We start from the raw sequence: 17,013 nt of genomic DNA, 5'->3' as shown, positions 1-17,013 counted from the left end.
TAAAAAGGCTTAAGGATAATCTTAAAAAAGTTTATAAAATAAATTGGGAAATACGAATTAGACTTATTATTTTGCGAAAGAATCCAATGGTATTTGAATATGCATAAATTAAATGTTGAGGGTTTTCTAGAAATTATATTTAAGATGTATATCATTAAAAAAATAGTTGATAGAGATGAAGTAAGTCTATCTCTCCATCTCCTTATCCATATAAATTCCATAGTTCTTTCGTATTTGATAAAGCTCATCCATAGTAGATTTGGTAGAAGAATACTCTTGTATAAGGGTATTCTTTTTTTCTTGTAATTTATCAAGCTCAGCTAAAATATCTTTTGAATTTGGGAGCTTGGAATAGGATTTTTTAAGCTCTGAAAGAGCATTTTCATATAGGGTAATCTGAGCTTTGTACTCTTCAAAAAATGCCTTGTCAGATGGATTAGCCTTATATTCCTTGTAGCATGTCCTGTATTTTTTAACTGTATGAACTTTCTCCATAGTGGTAGAAAGCATCTGCATTTCCTTATCAATAGCCTTGATTTTCTCTTGTATATTTTGCCTTTCATCCGCTGCTTTTTGAATATACTCGTCAAGCTGCTTAACGGATTTAATGCCATGTTCTCTGATATAAATAACAGACTCAGCCATTGTATGAAGGTTATATTTGGTTGCTCAATATTCGTAGCCTTTACTTTCCTTTACCTTTATATTGGTATTTATATTGATGACATTTCCGATTCGTTTTTTGACAGATGGAGTTTTGATAGTTTGATTTTCTGTAATACGCTCTCTTAATCTTTCCTCCGTATAATCCTCACCAATCGTCTTAGCCCTTGTAAATCTCTGCTTATCTTTTGGCTTAAAGGCTATATGTTTTCCGTGCTTTATTTCATAGCCAAGTTCAGTCATTTTCTTTAGAAATTCATCCCAATTCTTAGACTGTTTTATTAGACAATCAATGTCAAATTGAAGTCTGCTTTTTCAAGAAGTACCTTTCTTAGATTGCTCATTTTCATACCATGACTTACCATTTGTTTTGTACTTTCTCTTATAGCTCTCGTAGAACTCATCAATCACAGATAGGTTGTTTTCTTTGCATAGATTATCGCTTTGATACCTGATTTGATGGTAGCTTTTCTTGTTGGATTGGTAGCATTTACCCGTTACCATATTTACATTATTGAAGATGATATGGTTATGGATATGACCTTTATCGATGTGGGTAGATAAGACATATTCGTATTTATCCTTTAATATCTTTTTGCACAGTTCAAGACCGATTTGATGTGCCATTTCCGGACTTGTTTCTCCCGGTAAAAAGGATTTAATAAGATGTCTTGCAAGGACAGTTCCGTTTGTTCCTGCATCATTTTGTGTTCTTAAAAATTGGGTATGAGCAGTTTCTTGATGGCATTTATGAGTGCTTACTAAGATTTGCTCATCTGTTTTTTCTCCATTAACAATATATGAAATGGCAAGATTAAGTGTTGATTTTATAGGATGTATTTTTGTAATAGCCATAAAATTTAATCACCTCCGGAAGTTCTGTTAAGAAGCAGAGAATGTATTTGCCACAACTCTTTTGAGAAATATTCAATCTGTTTTTTCATATCGTTTATATCGTCCTTATAGATTATGCCGGTGGAATTTACACGCTTTGCAATCTGATTGATGTTGCTTGTAGCGTTGGAAAGTAAACCCTGTAAATCTCTAAACGGTTCTAAATCCACTTGATATATTTCCTTTTCTAAAACGCACTTGCGAATGAAATGGCTCATATTTCTGCATTTTGCAAGTTTTCTTTTCTCCTCAAAAATAAACTTTTCTTCTTTGGTTAATTTAATTTCAAGTCTTTCATTTCGTATTCTATTTGCCATAGGTAAATCCTCCTTTGAATGTATTTCGGGGTCTTAGGGTACATCCTAACAAGTTAAAAATTGATAAAAAAAGAAGCAGATCCCAGAGGGCTGCTTCATCAATTTTTTTCGTAAGTGTCCGTACACTTACTGTGCTTGCTACAAAAACTACAAAAGAATGATTAGAGTAGCAAACATTAAGCACATTCTAAATTTGTGATTTATATTGTATCATATAAAAGTGAAAGATTACAACTTTTGTGCTTGAATTTTGGCATAGTAAGTATTATAATATAACTAAGTTATATTTGGAGAGAAAGGAGGAATTAAAAAGTGGCAAATGGTGATTATGAAAAAACACATAAGAAGATATTAGATTGCGGTAAGAAAATTTTTAAAGATCAAGGCTTTGAAAAAGCTAATTTAAGAGCAATATGCAAATCTGCGGGTGTTACCACCGGTGCTTTTTATGGTCATTTTGAAGATAAGGAAGCTCTTTTCTCTGAATTAGTAGAACCAATCGTGAAACAGATACAAAGTTCTTATGCTATGTATGAAGATAAGAGTTTTGATGTTTATAAAAGAGAAAGTCATATAAAGAAAGAAACTATTTCCAAGATTTTGGAATCAAAAGCACAAGGTGCTATTGAAATGGTTATATATTTCTTTGAGCATAAAGATGCATTTGAGTTGCTGGTATTTGGCTCTTATGGAACAAAGTTTAACAACTTTTTAGATGAGATTATTGAGAAAGAAGATAAAAATCACTTTGAAATTTTAAGCATGATATACGGAGCAGATCACGTCAATGACGTAATAACTAATAGAGGAATTCATCTAATCAACCATGCGTATTTTTATGCTTTATCGGAAATAGCAGTTCATGCTAAAAGTAAAGAAGAAGTGAAATTGAATGCAACTTTGATTTCAGAGTTCTTTAATGAGGGATGGAAAAAGATTCGAGGAATATAAACCAAAATTTTTTGCTCGAAATATAACTTAGTTATATTTCGGAATGTAGAAGAATAAAAATAAAACTGGATATTGTTTCTGTATGAAAATAGAAATATATCATATTGAAAAATCAAGGAGGACAAAATTATGAATTTAAAAGGTATTGTAAAAATAGCAGTATTTTCTGTTATTGGTTTTGTATTAACAATGGGATTAGGGTTTTTGACGGGATCGTTTGGAATGCTTCCAAGTTTATATTTATCATCAGCCCTGCCAACAATTATTGTAGCACCGGTCTTTGTTATTATGTGTAAGCAGGTCGGGCAAAGAGGTACAGCATTTTTATACTTCCTATTGATGGGTGTTTTCTATGTTCTCATGGGAATGTGGCCAGTAATTGCTGTTTGTGCTATTGCAGGACTTTTAGCAGAACTTGTAATTGGTAAAAAGGAAAATTATGAGAATAAGAATATGAAGATTGGGGCTGCGTTTGGAGCAGGTATGTTCATATATTCCTTACATGCTATGTATTTTACGTTTGTATTTGGTGTAGAAGGACTTACAAAGCAATTTCCAAAAATGTTTACAAAAGATTATGCAACATTCCTTTATGATTTTTACACTCCTACAAACATATTAATTTGTCTATTGATCGCAGCTGTCGCATCAGTCATAGGTGCTTATTTTGGAACATATATTTACAATAAATTTTTTAGCGATAGGAAGAAGAAAAGTGTTTTGTAGAGATGAAAAAAATAATATAAACAAGTACCAACTATCAGACAAAATCAACCCGCTTACTATAGTTGGGTTGATTTTACTATTTTCAGTTATTTTAACAGTAGGAGAACAATCGCAATACTTATTTTCACTTATTTTTGTTTTAGGACTGTTATCCTTATTTTCAATTAAAAAAGCATTTAGAACAATATTTTCATTGCTTATAGTATGGGGACTTATTTATTTACTAAAACCCCATTTAGGAAATGTTTTGATTGGTTCTATATATACAATGCTACTTATAGTGTTGAAATTTGCTCCACTTTTCATTTTGGGAAGAGTTCTGTCTTCATATAGTTCCTCACATCTAATTGCCGCATTTAGAAAAATTGGAATTGATGGTGGAATAGGTATAGGAATTACAGTATTTTTTCGTTTTATTCCGGAAATCTCTATTAGGATGAAGGAAATAAATAATGGCATGAAAATTAGAGGATTTAAAGCAAGCATTTTCAAACCAATTAAAACCTTTGAGTTGTATTTTGTTCCTCTTATGTATAAGTGCATAGATATAAGCGATACCTTAACTTGTTCGGTAATATCAAAAGGGATTGAATATGATGGAAAAAAAACAAGTTTTCATGAGGTGAAAATTACATTTGTTGATATCGCAATGATGGTCGGAGGGATGATTTTGTTGGGAGCGAGTTTATGGAAAATATTTTAGAGGCAGAAATAAGATCCTTTCATTATGGAGAGGATTTGATATTAAAAGATTTAAAAATGTCTGTAAAAAAAGGCGAAATTGTAGTCTTAACAGGTCTTTCCGGATGCGGAAAAACGACACTTTTAAGACTGCTAAACGGACTTATTCCATCCTTTTATGACGGTGATTTGGACGGGGAAATTAAGATTTTAGGGAAGGATATAACGGCATATAAAAAGGGAGAGTTAGCTAAATATATTGGCAATGTATTTCAAAATCCTAAAGATCAATTTTTTTGTGATGTAGTAGAAGATGAAATTGCTTTAGTGGGTGAAAATTTAGGATTGGACAGGGATACGCTAAAAGAAAAAGTTGAAAAAGCAATGGATTTATTAGGAATAAGCCATATTAGCAAAAAATCCATTTTTGAATTATCAGGAGGAGAAAGGCAAAAAGTAGCTATAGCTGGAACTCTTATCTATGATACGGATATTATTTTTTTTGATGAGCCATCAAGTAGTCTTGATTACGATAGTATAAGATATTTCAGTGAAATACTTCTCAGATTGAAGGCGATGGGTAAGACAATAATTATAGCGGAACATAGGCTCTATTATTTAAAAGAGATTTTTAGCAGATTGGTTTATATAAAAGACGGTACAATATGTGAAAATTTTCCGAATGGTAGTCTTAGTAATGATAAATGTAAGGAGCTTGAGTTAAGAACACTTAATGAAAGAGAATTGATATCAGAAAAAGAACCTATTGTTGCTAAAGGATATATCAAAGTAAATAAAGCCTCCATTCATCAAGGTAAAAGAACTTTGATAGAAGAATTAACATTTGAGCTTGGAGAGAGCGAAATAATGGGAGTGATTGGTTCTAATGGTATTGGAAAAAGTACCTTGGCAAAAACATTATGCGGATTATCTGAAAAATATTTAGATGTCAGCTATGGACAGAAACAAAGAGAACGGCTTAGAAATTCATATTGCGTGTTACAAGATGTAGATGCTCAGATTTTTTTTGATACCGTAGAAAATGAGTTGATATTTTGTAAAGATCAAAACTCGGAAAGTGATTTAGAAAAAATACGAGAATATCTAAAAGATACAAATCTATGGCATAAAAAAACTAATCATCCGCAGAAACTATCCGGCGGACAGAAACAACGATTGGCGATTATTACTTCGTTTTTATCCGGTCGTAAGCTGATAATTCTGGATGAACCAACATCAGGTCTTGATTATAAGAGTATGAGAATTATGTCTGATTTAATAACAGAAAAAGCAAAGGAGATTCCAATTATTATAATTACTCATGATTTAGAGCTGTTATTTAAAATCTGTCATTCAGTCTTAATGCTTGGTGATAAGGATTATAAAAAAATATCTGTAAAGGGAAATGAAGCGTCAATTATGGATTTTATGGATAAAAAAGGAAATTTATTGAAGGAGAAAAACTATGTTAAATAAGGTTTTTGAATATGCAGGTTCGCATAAAAAATCAATTCACTTAGCAAGTTTTATTATGCTTATTAGTGTAATTATGGGTGTGCTACCCTTTCTATTTGCATATCAGATTATCAATCCACTTATTTTAGGTGAGCAATTAGAATTTGAAAGACTTGCTATTTTATTGATCAGTATTTTAGTTTGTTTAGTGTTGCAAGCTGTCTTAGGAGGTTTAGGTCTTAATGTATCTCATAAAGCAGCATACAACACGCTACTTGGACTTCGAACATCCTTACAGAAAAAAATGGAAGATCTGCCATTGGGTGTTGTTGAAGAAAAAGGGACTGGTACAATCAAAAAAATGTTCGTGGATGATATTGGCAGTTTAGAAGTGCTTTTAGCTCATTCACTTCCTGAAGGAATAGCGAACCTAATTGTACCTATTATGGTTTATATTTCAATGTTTTTTATTGACTGGAGATTAGCGTTAATGTCATTAGCTTCTATTCCGATTAGCATTCTTGCAATGATGATTATGTACTCTGTAGGTATGAAGCAAATGGGACCATATTATATGGCAAGTGGAAAAATGAACAATACCATTATTGAGTATGTAAACGGTATGGAAGTTGTAAAAGTATTTAATAAGCAAACAGAGTCTTATGAACGCCTTTCTAAAGATATAAGTAATTACAGAGATTATGCACTCGCTTGGTATAAGACGGCATGGCCATGGATGGCGTTATATAGTGCCTTACTTCCATGCACGATTATTTTAACATTGCCTCTTGGTGGTTACTTTGTGTATATGGGCTATGCAAGTCTTTCTAACTTAATATTAGTGTTATGTCTTTCTTTAAGTATAGGATTGCCACTCTTGAAAGCTCTTGGATTTTTACCAACTATGCCACAATTAAATTATAAGATTTCTGCTTTAGAACAAGCCTTAAATATGGCTCCTTTAAAGCAGGGAGAAAATGATTTTAAGGGAACAGGACAGACTATTTTATATGATAATGTTACCTTTGGCTATCAGTTAAACAAGATGGGAGAAAATGGACAGCCCGAAACCTATATTAAGAATGTTATTCATAATGTAAGTTTTACGGCAAGAGCTGGTGAAAAGACAGCGATTGTCGGTGAATCAGGTTCAGGAAAAAGTACTTTAGCTAAACTTTTAATTCACTACTATGATGTTTTAGATGGAAGCATAAGTATTGGGGGACAAGACTTACGAGATATAAGATTGGAATCTCTCAATAAGCAAATTTCTTATGTAGCACAAGACCAATATTTATTTAATACTTCGCTTTTAGAGAATATTCGTATTGGTAATTTAGCTGCAAGTGATGATGAGGTTATGGAAGCAGCTAAAAAAGCTCAGTGTATGGAATTCTTAAATAGACTTCCGGATGGTATTTGTTCTTTAGCAGGGAAAGCAGGAAAAATGCTTTCAGGTGGAGAAAGACAAAGAATATCGTTAGCGAGAGCTATTTTGAAGAATGCTCCGATTGTTGTACTTGATGAGGCAACAGCCTATGCAGATCCTGAAAATGAAGAAAAAATGGAAGCAGCTATTCGTGAACTTGTAAAAGGGAAAACCTTAATTGTTATTGCACACAAGTTACCATCTATTGTAGATGCAGATCAGATATTAGTTATGGATCATGGTCATTTAGTTGCAAATGGAAAGCATAAAGACTTATTAGAATCTTCAGCAGAATATCTCAAATTATGGGATGCGACACTATTTAGTAAAGATTGGAAAATCAGCAGAAAGGAAGGTGAAATGAATGTTTAGACTAATTTCAAGAATTTTAAATTTATCAGGTAAATACAAAAACAGAATAAAGTCCGCATTTATATTTGCCTTTGTTGAATCTATATTAAGTAAAATGCCGATATTTATTGCATTTACCGTTTTGATTAGATTTTATGAAAAAAGGAATACGCCCCAAACTTTTCTATATGTAGGAATAGGACTTGTTTTAGTGGTTTTATTACAAGCTGTGGTTCACTTCTTAAGCGATAAATTACAAAGTGCAGCCGGCTTTATGATTTTTGCTGATAAAAGAATGGAGCTTGGGAATCATCTTAGAAAGCTTCCGATGGGATATTTTACAGCAGGTAATTTAGGAAAAATAAATTCTGTTTTAAGTTCGGACATGGCTTTTATTGAAGAAGTTTCCATGAGTACGATTGCCAATATGATGAGCTATGTATTATCAACACTTGTACTAACAGTATTCATGTTTGTTTTAGATTACAGAATTGGACTGATTGCGGTGTGTGTAACACTGGTTGCAACATTGCTTGCAAATAGCATGAATAAAATGTCTTTATCTGAAGCGGTTATTAGACAAGAACAAAGTGAAAAACTCACCGATGCAGTTTTGTCATTTGCTGAGGGGATCAGTGTTATTAAAAGTTACAACCTTTTAGGCGAAAATTCTAAATCTCTTACAGATAATTTTATATCCTCAAAGGACACATCTATAAAATTTGAAAATAAAATAACACCATGGACAACCGGTCTAAATATTATTTATGGAATTGGTATTACATTTATTTTAGCAGTGGCTCTATATCTTAATTATCAAGGAGCTTTGGGACTTCCGTATATGTTGGGGCTTATTTTGTTTGTGTTTGACTTATTTAGTCCTTTAAAGACACTTTATGGAGAAGCTACAAGGCTTACTGTAATGAACGCTGCGTTAGATCGCATTGAAGAAGTGTTAAATGAAGCTTAATTGCAAGATGTAGGCAAAAAACATATTTCAAAATATGATTCTCTAGAACCTGAAATTTGTTTTAATCATGTTAAATTCTCTTATGGTGAAAAAGAGGTCTTACATGATATGAGTTTTGAAATGAATAAGAATACAATGACGGCTTTAGTTGGACAGTCCGGAGGAGGTAAATCCACAGTAGCAAATCTTTTGGCAAGATTTTGGGATGTAGATTCCGGTGAAATTTTGATTAGAGGAGTGAATATAAAGGATGTTTCACTATCTGAATTGATGTCGGAAATCAGTATGGTTTTCCAGAGAGTGTATTTATTTCAAGATACGATTTTTAACAATATTGCCATGGGGAAAGAAAATGTAACCAAAGAAGAATTTATAGAAGCTGCAAAAAAAGCAAGATGCTATGATTTTATTATGGCACTTTCTGATGGATTTGACACAATGATTGGAGAGGGAGGAGCAACTTTATCCGGTGGAGAAAAACAGAGAATCTCTATCGCTCGTTGCATATTAAAAGATGCTCCAATTGTAATTCTTGACGAGGCAACAGCAAGTGTTGATGTGGATAATGAAAGCTATATACAGGAAGCAATAAGTGAGTTGGTAAAGAATAAAACATTGTTAGTTATTGCCCACAGATTAAATACCATTAGAGATGCCGACAATATTATTGTAATCAAGGAAGGGAATATTGCAGAACAGGGTAATCACGATAAACTAATGTCTTTAGATGGCATTTATAAAGGGATGGTAGAATTGCAAAATAAAAATGAAGGGGTAAAAATTTTGTAATGAGATACTGAAGAAGGAGCAAAAATTATGAGTATAAGATTGTGTTATTTAATAATTTCAAGGAAAAGCGAAGCTCCTTTTTTCTATATGTATCTTTTTAATTAACGGTTATGACTATTTAAGTATAAATTTAATCTTCCATTTTCGAGGACTTCTTATGCCTATGTGCAGAAGTCCTCCTTTTTTGCCTAAAAACAAGCAGACAAAAAAGAAATGGAGGAAATAAAATGCCAAAAGAATATTACCTTTATGTCCGAGGACAAAAGGTAGAAGTCAGTGAAGAGATATATAAAGTCTACTGGCGAGAAAAAGAACACGAGAAGTATTTAGAGCAGGTGGACAGAAAAAACCACTTGCTTTTTTTTTTCGTCATTAGATTATGATGGACATTATACTGATAACATCATATGTAGTGTTGGGAGAGTTAAAGACAAAATCAGGTAAAAATCTTTTCAGAAAATTAAATGAGCATTCAAAAGAATTACAGGCTAAACAAGAGGAGATTGCAAAGAAATATAATTTATTATCAGCACAATATGAGGAGTTGGAACATCTGAAAGTTAATATGAATGAGTATCTTGGTAGGGATAAAACAGTGGATAAACAATCAATTATAGAAAAAATTAGGAAACATAAGGAACAAGATAAGGGAATTTCTAAAGAGAAAAAAGAAAAGCTGAAAGAAGTAGAAAGATGAATTTATATTCGGTAGATTATGTTTATATGGGAACAAAGCATCTTGACAAATATTGAATTTTAATTTATTATTAAATATAGATTCAGTATTAGTATAGAAAGAGGTGTGCTATGGCACAAGTATTAAAAGAAGAAGTTAGAAATAGAATACTCGAAGCAGCAGAAAAAGTATTTTATAAAAAGGATTATAGAGGTGCCAAATTAACAGAAATTGCAAAAGAAGCAGACATTCCTGTGGCACTAATTTATACCTATTTCAAAAATAAGGAAGTTTTGTTTGATGCAGTAGTAAGTTCTGTTTATATAAATTTCGAGTCAGCCTTTGATGAGGAAGAGTCTTTGGAAAAAGGTTCTGCTTCTGAAAGGTTTGATGAAGTTGGAGAAAACTATATTCATGAACTTTTAAAAGAGCGTAAGAAGTTAATTATTTTGATGGATAAAAGCTCAGGAACGAAACATACAGAAGCAAAACAAAAACTCATATCGCAAATGCAGGTTCATATTGAAGTAAGTTTAAAAAGACAATCGAAACAGGAATATGATCCAATGCTTGCCCATATTTTAGCCAGTAACTTTACAGAGGGGCTTCTTGAAATAGCAAGGCACTATCAAAGTGAAAAGTGGGCAAAAGATATGCTAAAACTCATTGCAAGGTGTTATTACAAGGGAGTGGAATCCTTATAATTAGCACTAAAAAATAGACTTTGTGTAATCAGCAAAGTCTTACTTTAAACCTTAATATTGAATTATAATTCAATATTATTCAATTTTGAAAGGAGAGTTGTTCATGCCGGAAAAAGAATTAAGAAAAAAAGTGATTGGGAAAAACGGCTTATCCAATTCACTTCTTGCTTTAAAAATAGTATTTGATTTGATACCACAAATCTTACTTGTATATTTGATTAGTTCCTTAATTGCAAACAATATTAGCGAAGATAATTTGAAGCATATTTTCTTAGGAATCTTTATATCGTTTGCATTAAAAGGCGTGTTTTACTATTTTGCGACAAAGGTTGCTCATGAGAAAGCATACGAAAAATTGACAGAACTTAGGTTAGATATTATCGGTCATCTAAAAAAACTAAGTTTAGGATTTTTCAAAGAACATAATACTGGAGAGCTTACCAATATCGTTCAACATGATGTAGAGCAAGTGGAAGTATACCTTGCCCATGGTCTTCCTGAAATAATGTCAGTTACACTTCTACCTACCATTATTTTTGTAGCTATGATTTTTGTGGATTGGCGTCTTGCTCTTGGAATGATTGCCGGAGTTCCACTCATGTATTTGGTAAAAGTTCTTTCACAGAAAACAATGGATAAAAACTTTTCGATTTACTTTAATCATGAAAATAAGATGAGAGAAGAGTTGATGGAATATGTAAAAAACATTTCTGTGATTAAGGCTTTTGCTAAAGAAGAGGAGATTAGTGAAAGAACATTAAAAACGGCAAGAGAATATATTTACTGGGTTAAAAAGAGTATGGGAGCAATTACAATTCCAATGGGACTTATTGACATATTTATGGAAATTGGAGTGGTAATTGTCATGATTTTAGGAAGCATATTTCTTTACTATAGAAATATTACAACACCTAATTTTATTCTTGCAATAATTTTATCATCTGCTTTTACTGCATCTATAAGTAAGACAGCTACATTGCAACATTTTTCTATTGTGTTTAGGGAGGCATTAAAGGCGATTGGAAAAGTTTTAACAGTTCCACTTCCAAACAAAAAAACAGAACAAGGTTTAGAATTTGGAAACATAGAATTTAAAAATGTGAATTTTGCATACGGAAAAGATGGTTTTGAGCTTAAAGATATCAATTTGACTTTTAAGAAAAATAGCTTGAATGCCTTTGTAGGGGCAAGCGGTTGTGGGAAAAGTACCGTATCTAATTTGCTTATGGGATTTTGGGATGCAGACGAAGGACAAATACTGATAAATGGAAAAGACATAAAAGAATATAGTCAAGAAAATATCTCAATGTTGATTAGTAGTGTGCAACAAGAAGTTATCCTTTTTGATTTAAGTATTTTTGAAAATATAGCAATCGGAAAACTAAATGCAACAAAAGAAGAAGTCATAGAAGCTGCTAAAAAAGCAAGATGCCATGATTTTATTTCTGCTTTACCAAATGGATATGAAACACGAATAGGTGAAATGGGAGTTAAGTTATCCGGTGGAGAAAAACAAAGAATCTCCATAGCAAGAATGATACTTAAAAATGCACCGATTTTAATATTAGATGAGGCAATGGCAGCTGTTGATAGTGAAAATGAAAGACTAATCGGTGAAGAGATTGATGATTTAAGTAAGGATAAAACCATCATTACAATTGCTCATCATCTAAATACGATTAGAGATTCAGACCAAATTATAGTTATGGATAAGGGTGTTGTTCTTGATGCAGGAAGCCATGAAGAGCTGATGAAAAGATGTGATTTTTATAAGGATATGGTTGAAGCACAGAACAAGGTAGATAGATGGAATTTGAAAGAGGTGGTAACAGAAAATGTTTAGAGAAATGTTAAAACTACTTACAAAAACCGGGAAGAGAGATTTGATTATATCAAGTGTATTCTTTGCCCTTTATGGACTAAGCTCCATAGCTATGATTGTTATCGTATTTTCTATACTGTTTCAGATATTTGATGGGACGAGTTTAGGTATGCTTTATAAATATTTTATTGCGATTGGATTACTTGTAGTCTTCAAAGGTATTTGTAACATGGTTGCGGATATGAAAAAGCATAGTGCAGGTTTTGATATTGTTCAGCAAATAAGAGAACGCATGATTATCAAATTAAAGAAATTCAGTTTGGGATTTTATACCAATGAACGACTTGGGGAAATAAATACAATTTTACACAAAGATGTTGATAATATGTCCCTTGTTGTAGGACATATGTGGTCAAGAATGTTTGGTGATTTTTTGATAGGTGCAGTCGTATTTGTTGGTCTTGCAAATATTGATATAAAGTTGGCACTGATAATGGCAGTATCCGTTCCGATTGCACTTGCCTTTCTATATATGACAATTAAGCAATCTGAAAAAATAGAAAATCAGAACAACTCAGCACTTCTTGATATGGTTAGCCTATTTGTTGAATATGTGAGAGGAATACCTGTATTAAAGAGTTTTTCAAACAATAAGAGCTTGGATAATGAGCTTATGAATAAAACAAAGAAGTTTGGAGAAACAAGTAAAGCAGCTTCAAGATTTAAGGCAAAACAATTATCTATATTTGGGTTTTTACTGGATATTGGATATTTGGTTCTTTTAATTGCAGGAACAATATTTGTTGTAAAGGGAAATCTTGATGTATTTAATTTTATTATCTTTGCGGTAATTTCAAAAGAGTTTTATAAGCCGTTCGCTTCTATGGAACAACACTATATGTACTATGTTTCGGCGGTGGACAGTTATGAAAGACTTTCAAGAATTTTATATGCAGATGTAATATCGGATAAAGTGGATGGGATTGTTCCGAAAGATAATGATATAGCTTTTGAGAACATTGGTTTTTCCTATGAAAAAGATGAATTTAAAATGGAAAAATTGAGCTTTTCTATTGCTGAAAAAACAATGACAGCCTTAGTTGGAGAATCAGGTAGTGGAAAGACTACTATAACCAACTTGCTTTTAAGATTTTATGATGTGCATAAAGGAAAAATTACACTTGGCGGTGTGGATATTAGAGATATTCCTTATGATGAACTTTTGGATCGTATCAGCATTGTTATGCAGAATGTTCAACTGTTTGATAATACGATTGAGGAAAATATCAGAGTAGGAAAAAAAGGGGCAACAAAAGAAGAAATCATCAAAGCTGCAAAGAAAGCAAGAATCCATGATTTTATTATGAGTTTGCCTGAAGGTTATGAAATGGATATTGGCGAAAACGGCGGAATATTGTCAGGCGGACAAAGACAGAGAATATCCATTGCAAGAGCGTTTCTGAAAGATGCACCGATTTTAATTCTTGATGAGATGACAAGTAATGTTGACCCTGTCAATGAGTCGTTGATACAAGATGCCATTACAGAGCTTGCAAAGGACAGAACTGTTCTTGTGATTGCTCATCATTTAAAAACCATTCAAAAAGCTGACCAAATTCTCGTATTTCAAAAAGGCAATTTACTTGAAAAAGGAAAGCATGAGGAACTTCTTGATAAAAATGGTTACTACACAAAATTATGGAAAGCTCAGTACGAGGTATAATCATGATTTTGTTAAAAGATGTTTCTTATGAATGGGAAGATGGACGAACTGCTTTAAAAAATATCAATCTTGAAATTAAAAAAGGTGAATTTATTTTAATTTCAGGGAAAAGTGGAAGTGGTAAAAGCACTCTTGGAAGTGTAATGAATGGTCTTATTCCGCATTATTATAAAGGCAAAATGCAAGGGGAAGCCTTTGTGTCAGGAAAAGATATAAGCAAATTATTACTTCATGAAATAGGGCATATTGTAGGAACTGTATTTCAAGATCCAAGAAGTCAGTTTTTTACGACAACGACAGATGAAGAAATAGCTTTTGGTCTTCAAACTATCTGCAAATCAAGAGATGAAATCAAACAGAGAGTAGAAGAAGTATATGCAGAGCTGGATATTGAGGAACTGAAAGGAAAATCTGTTTTTGAATTATCAAGCGGACAGAAACAAAAGATAGCTATTGCAAGCATCTATGCGATGAATCCGAAAGTTTTAATTTTAGATGAACCTTCAGCAAATTTGGATATGAAAGCAACATTTGACCTGTTTTTAATTTTGGAGAAATTAAAGAAAAAAGGAACAACGGTTGTTCTAATTGAACATCGTTTGTACTATGTAAAGTCTTTATTTGACCGTTTTCTTTTGATGAAAGATGGAGAAATTGCACAGGATTTGAGTCGGGAAGAAGTTATCCATCTTGAAGGGGAGTTTTGGGATGAAAATGGACTAAGAACTCTTGAATTAGAAGAATACAGGATAAGTGAGAAGAAAGATTCATATCAATTAAATGATGAAAGTATTAGTGGAAAAGGCTTGAAATTTTGTTACCCAAGTACAACTAAGGTTGGAAATAAGCAAAAACAGTACATCTTAAATCATTTTGATTTCAATATGGAGTGCGGAAAAGCCATTGGTCTTATCGGCTTAAATGGTACCGGAAAAACTACCTTTGCAAGAGTGATTTCAGGACTTGAGAAGATAAAAGAGGGAACAATATGGGCGGGAAAAGATAAGTCGCTTAATCATAAAGATTTAATGGATATGTCATATTTTGTCTTTCAAGATTCAGACTATCAGTTGTTTTCGGAAAATGTACTTGATGAAATGCTACTTGGTATTTCAAGTAAAGATAAAAAAGAAAATACTCAAAAGGCAAAGTCTATTTTGAATGTACTTGGCTTAGATAAATACATTGATAAGCATCCGTTTGCTTTATCAAGAGGAGAAAAACAAAGACTGACAATAGCTTGTGGAATGATGAAACAGGCAAAGATTTTCATCTATGATGAACCAACATCAGGTTGTGATAAAGACTCAATGCTTTCCGTCGCAAAACTGATTGAAGAACAATTGAAAAATGGGACAACAGTTTTGGTAATAAGTCATGATTTTGAGTTTTTAGCAAACACAGTGAGCAAGCTGTGGGTAATGGGAGATGGAAAAATAGAAAATGTTTTAAATATGAGTGAAAGTAATAAATTTCTCATATTAGACAAGATGAGAGGAGGTAGAGAGCTTGTCAGATAGAAAAACTATAGATTCGAGAATAAAACTTACTCTACTTCCAATTGTTGGATTTACGAGCTTTTTTATAAGCGATACAATTCTATTTTTTGTACTAATTGTTTTTGCCTTTTTTCTATATTTATATAGCGAGATGTGGAAAAGAGCGTTACGCTTTATCTTGTTTTTTGTGCTTTTATACTGCATAGAGTTAGGGCTTGGAAAGTTTTGTGAAGCAAATATTGTATTTGCAATATATATGTTTATTTACTTTGCATCAAGAATGACCTTAATCGCTATGTTTGGTGGATATATAACAAAGACTACAAGTGTAAGTGAAATGCTGGAAGCGTTAAATAGAATGAAAGTACCAAGAAGCATTGGCATACCTTTTAGTGTTTTGCTTAGGTTTGTACCAACTATAAAAATAGAACTCAAGGCATTAAAAGAGAATATGAAGATTCGAGGAATCGTAACAAGCAGATTTTTTTCGTTGCTACATCCAATTAAATACATTGAATATACGCTTGTTCCACTTTTAATGAGAATGATTAAAATTTCAGACGAATTGTCAGCTTCGGCACTCATTAGAGGACTTGATAGTGATGAGAAAAGGGTAACATTAACAGAATTGCGGTTTAGCTGGGCAGACTTAATGATTGGACTATTAGGAGCTTTGATGATTGCTCTTGTGATAGTAATACAGAAAATTTATTAGGAGGACTTTTATGAAAAACAAATTAAATGGTCGTGATTTTATTACAATCGGAATTTTTAATGCAATTGGAATTGTCATATACATGGCAGCCAGCTTTGCTATGGCAACAACAGTTATTGGAGGATTTATTGCTTCAGGAGTTAGCTTTATGATAGCTGCTACCGTTTATATTCTTATGGCTGTAAAAGTTAAAAAGAAGGGTGTATTTACAATATCAGGAACGCTTCTTGGTTTAATTGCGTTGTCAGGAGGACATTTACCTCATGCAGTCTTTGCTGTAATCGGTGGAATTATATGTGATTTGATTATAGGAAATTATGAGAGCAAGGGACGAATGATTATTGGGTATGGGACATTTGCATTAGCAGATTTTTTAGGAACAGTAATTCCTGTAATTTTATTCGGGACAGCTTCTTTTGTGGAAAGAGCATCAAAATGGAAAATGAGCGAAGCACAAATAAATGAAGCATTATCTTATTTCAAAGTTTCGTGGGCAGTAGGATTTGGCTTGATAACTTTTGTTCTTGCCTGCATAGGAGCATTCGCTGCAACAAAGATGCTCAAAAAGCATTTTGAAAAAGCAGGAGTGATTTAATAATAAATTTACTTAGGAGGAAAAGTAATGGAGGGATAATCATGTCAAAACTT

Annotated in this window: 13 protein-coding genes and 3 pseudogenes; 14 read left to right on the top strand and 2 right to left on the bottom strand. The window is 32.5% G+C overall.

Annotated features, from left to right (window positions below):
• Window positions 1-186 precede the first annotated feature (186 nt).
• Both HMPREF9629_RS11930 and HMPREF9629_RS07310 read right to left on the bottom strand, forming a co-directional pair.
• Window positions 187-1,518 (bottom strand): annotated as a pseudogene (locus HMPREF9629_RS11930) (relaxase/mobilization nuclease domain-containing protein).
• Window positions 1,519-1,523: 5 nt separating this feature from the next.
• Window positions 1,524-1,874, bottom strand: coding sequence for a plasmid mobilization protein (locus HMPREF9629_RS07310; protein WP_009525742.1), 351 nt, complete (start codon window positions 1,872-1,874; stop codon window positions 1,524-1,526).
• A gap of 312 nt (window positions 1,875-2,186) precedes the next feature.
• On the opposite strand from HMPREF9629_RS07310, the gene HMPREF9629_RS07305 reads away from it, so the two are divergent.
• The 14 genes and pseudogenes from HMPREF9629_RS07305 (at window position 2,187) to HMPREF9629_RS07240 (ending at window position 16,960) form a co-directional block, all read left to right on the top strand.
• Complete coding sequence (locus HMPREF9629_RS07305; protein ID WP_009525741.1) at window positions 2,187-2,825, top strand: TetR/AcrR family transcriptional regulator; 639 nt, start codon at window positions 2,187-2,189, stop codon at window positions 2,823-2,825.
• Window positions 2,826-2,954: 129 nt separating this feature from the next.
• Complete coding sequence (locus tag HMPREF9629_RS07300) at window positions 2,955-3,551, top strand: MptD family putative ECF transporter S component (RefSeq protein WP_009525740.1); 597 nt, start codon at window positions 2,955-2,957, stop codon at window positions 3,549-3,551.
• A complete protein-coding gene (locus HMPREF9629_RS07295) occupies window positions 3,541-4,254 on the top strand; it encodes an energy-coupling factor transporter transmembrane component T family protein (protein ID WP_009525739.1) in 714 nt (237 codons plus the stop codon). Before HMPREF9629_RS07300 ends, HMPREF9629_RS07295 begins: the two co-directional genes overlap by 11 nt.
• Window positions 4,239-5,708: an ABC transporter ATP-binding protein gene (locus HMPREF9629_RS07290; RefSeq protein WP_009525738.1), complete on the top strand. Its 1,470-nt coding sequence runs from the start codon at window positions 4,239-4,241 to the stop codon at window positions 5,706-5,708. The genes HMPREF9629_RS07295 and HMPREF9629_RS07290 overlap by 16 nt, the downstream gene beginning before the upstream one ends.
• The gene (locus HMPREF9629_RS07285) at window positions 5,698-7,488 is read left to right on the top strand and encodes an ABC transporter ATP-binding protein (RefSeq protein WP_009525737.1); all 1,791 of its coding nucleotides are present in this window, start codon (window positions 5,698-5,700) and stop codon (window positions 7,486-7,488) included. Before HMPREF9629_RS07290 ends, HMPREF9629_RS07285 begins: the two co-directional genes overlap by 11 nt.
• Window positions 7,481-9,226: pseudogene (locus HMPREF9629_RS07280) on the top strand (ABC transporter ATP-binding protein). The gene HMPREF9629_RS07285 and the pseudogene HMPREF9629_RS07280 overlap by 8 nt, the downstream one beginning before the upstream one ends.
• 227 nt (window positions 9,227-9,453) lie before the next feature.
• Window positions 9,454-9,634 (top strand): annotated as a pseudogene (locus HMPREF9629_RS11970) (sigma-70 family RNA polymerase sigma factor); the annotation flags it as partial.
• A complete protein-coding gene (locus HMPREF9629_RS11545) occupies window positions 9,606-9,923 on the top strand; it encodes a hypothetical protein (protein ID WP_009525733.1) in 318 nt (105 codons plus the stop codon). The pseudogene HMPREF9629_RS11970 and the gene HMPREF9629_RS11545, both read left to right, overlap by 29 nt.
• A 110-nt stretch (window positions 9,924-10,033) precedes the next feature.
• On the top strand, window positions 10,034-10,606 hold the full coding sequence (locus tag HMPREF9629_RS07265; protein ID WP_009525732.1) for a TetR/AcrR family transcriptional regulator: 573 nt from the start codon (window positions 10,034-10,036) through the stop codon (window positions 10,604-10,606).
• A 103-nt stretch (window positions 10,607-10,709) separates the two neighbouring features.
• Window positions 10,710-12,449 (top strand): ABC transporter ATP-binding protein, encoded by a 1,740-nt coding sequence (locus HMPREF9629_RS07260; RefSeq protein ID WP_009525731.1) that lies wholly within the window; start codon window positions 10,710-10,712, stop codon window positions 12,447-12,449.
• Complete coding sequence (locus HMPREF9629_RS07255) at window positions 12,442-14,151, top strand: ABC transporter ATP-binding protein (protein WP_009525730.1); 1,710 nt, start codon at window positions 12,442-12,444, stop codon at window positions 14,149-14,151. Before HMPREF9629_RS07260 ends, HMPREF9629_RS07255 begins: the two co-directional genes overlap by 8 nt.
• A gap of 2 nt (window positions 14,152-14,153) precedes the next feature.
• Window positions 14,154-15,671 carry an ABC transporter ATP-binding protein gene (locus tag HMPREF9629_RS07250; protein ID WP_009525729.1) on the top strand — a complete coding sequence of 506 codons (1,518 nt, stop codon included), beginning with the start codon at window positions 14,154-14,156 and terminating at the stop codon, window positions 15,669-15,671.
• Entirely contained in the window at window positions 15,661-16,365 is a 705-nt protein-coding gene (locus tag HMPREF9629_RS07245; RefSeq protein WP_009525728.1) for an energy-coupling factor transporter transmembrane component T, read from the top strand. Before HMPREF9629_RS07250 ends, HMPREF9629_RS07245 begins: the two co-directional genes overlap by 11 nt.
• A 10-nt stretch (window positions 16,366-16,375) precedes the next feature.
• Window positions 16,376-16,960, top strand: a complete 585-nt coding sequence (locus tag HMPREF9629_RS07240; protein WP_009525727.1) for an MptD family putative ECF transporter S component — start codon at window positions 16,376-16,378, stop codon at window positions 16,958-16,960.
• The last annotated feature ends 53 nt before the right edge of the window (window positions 16,961-17,013 follow it).

It is taken from the genome of Peptoanaerobacter stomatis (assembly GCF_000238115.1).
GTDB classification, from domain to species: Bacteria; Bacillota; Clostridia; order Peptostreptococcales; family Filifactoraceae; genus Peptoanaerobacter; species Peptoanaerobacter stomatis.
Note: the sequence above shows the minus strand (reverse complement) of the source record. Positions and strands in the feature narration are given on the sequence as shown.